Genomic DNA, 1,820 nt, shown 5'->3' on the forward strand with positions numbered 1-1,820 from the left:
TGTGCATCTGATATGGGTGATGTGGGTGATGGTGTGGCAAAAGCTGTTCGAAATTTAGCAGAACGGATATGCAAAGAGCATTACAATAAAGAACCGGACTCCGTTTTATCTTGGAAGATTAACGATAGTTATGCGGATCCTGATACGCCGATAGGTTTTGCAATTAAGATTAACGGTAATGAAAAGCATATAACCCATCAAGGAAACTCTAACCTCAACAAACAAGAAATGAGCGAGTCGCACAAATCGTCGCTAGAAATTAACTCCAATTTTCTAAACGACAGTGTTTAGATAACGGTGTCAGCTCTCAGAAGTTGCTATAATTGTGAGCACTTAGGGGAGCTGTAGATAAGCCATAGTAAATATTCCCCACTTAAGCCGCAAAAAAGGACAGTTCAATTTTTATAGCAAACAGATGTAATCAAATTTGAACTTTAGTTAAGTTGATGCTCAGCGTTTGTTGGCAATTATTGAGAAACATGGCAGCTTGCTGCAATGGAAAAAAGAATGGAGCGGGGAAGGGGTAAATGCTTCACCTGGCCTAGTGTGGTGTGTACGTATCCCGTACACACCAGAAAAAACATTCCTTTTGCTATATAGTAAGTTCTAACGCTTGTGTAGCTGTGTAATATTTTAAAAACTGTTTTACAATTTCATGTGCTTTTTTACCGCTGGATAATCTACGTTCTGCTCCTCGTGAATTAAGAAAAGTAAGGTGTTATCAACATCATCTTCCATCAGATCATCTACTATTAATTCAGACTCATCATATCCATTTTCCTCTGCAGTAGAAATAATATGGGTAGCCACCTCGGGACATTCCTCTTCCAAAGACTTTGCAATTCTCTTTAATAAAACACTTAGGTCTTCATTTCTCGCAGCTAATAAACCCGTACTCTTTGTGTTAGCTTTTTTAGCCGCAAACATTGTTGCCGGTACAGAGACAATACTTTGTTGTGCTAATTGCTGTTGCTGGAGTTTTTTATATTGAACAATAAAATCATCGACCACCAAGGTTAGTAAAAATTCCGGAATAATTTGCAGAATTGGCTTCCCAGAAACTAGCGCTGTTCCATTATAAACAATGTAGTTGGGATTAATCAGCCTGCTAAACTGGTTTCTACTTTCTGAGCTATTAAATTCAAACTGAATAGAGTCTAGCGGTTGTTTTCTATTGTGTGCGTCATTACCAGGTTTATAATTTTGGACACGAGGAATAACTGCACTAATATCGCCAATGTGCTTGGCTAATTGATTTGCTTTGTCAATCTTCACCCCCTGGTCAGAGGAGCTAGCCAAAACTTGAAGTTTAGCATGTTTATATGGCAATTCTTCTTCGCTTTCTTCATAACTATCTTCATTGTCTTCTTCATCTGAACCAGGTAAATACTCATTAAGCTGTTCTTGGAACTCAATTGGTAAAGTACGAGTAAGCTTAGGTAAAATAGTCTCCAATTTGAATTGTTTTACCGACTCCAAGATGGCTTTATGTTTAACTTCGAAGATATAGACATCAATAAAGTCATCATTTGATATAAAAAATCCCACTGTCGTTTTAAATCTGGATCCTGTACTAATAATCCATTAATGGCATCCAGGATCCCTAATATTTTTAGATATTTTTGGAATCGTTGCGCACTGCCTTTTCCTGGGATATTTTTATTTTTAAAATCTTCTTCAAAGCTGTATAAACTCGAAAATTTAGCCAGATGTCCAAACATCCCATTTGGTCCCATAGCATATAGGTTTGTGTAGGCTCTTAGTCTAAGCACCAACGGGTGAATAGGATTAGCTACTAAAGATCTCATTCCAAGTCTATG

3 protein-coding genes are annotated in these 1,820 nt (G+C 37.4%); 1 reads left to right on the forward strand and 2 read right to left on the reverse strand.

Annotation, left to right across the window (positions count from 1 at the left end):
* Window positions 1-291, forward strand: a 291-nt coding sequence (locus BN58_RS26410; protein WP_040916681.1) for a hypothetical protein, incomplete at its 5' end; no start/stop codon positions are given.
* A 354-nt stretch (window positions 292-645) separates the two neighbouring features.
* On the opposite strand, the gene BN58_RS16220 is transcribed toward BN58_RS26410, so the two are convergent.
* On the reverse strand, window positions 646-1,455 hold the full coding sequence (locus BN58_RS16220) for a hypothetical protein (RefSeq protein ID WP_040916683.1): 810 nt from the start codon (window positions 1,453-1,455) through the stop codon (window positions 646-648).
* 11 nt (window positions 1,456-1,466) lie between these two features.
* Window positions 1,467-1,820 (reverse strand): hypothetical protein (locus BN58_RS26415; protein ID WP_232220720.1); only part of this gene is annotated, 354 nt, incomplete at its 5' end.

It is taken from the genome of Legionella tunisiensis, assembly GCF_000308315.1.
GTDB classification, from domain to species: domain Bacteria; phylum Pseudomonadota; class Gammaproteobacteria; order Legionellales; family Legionellaceae; genus Tatlockia; species Tatlockia tunisiensis.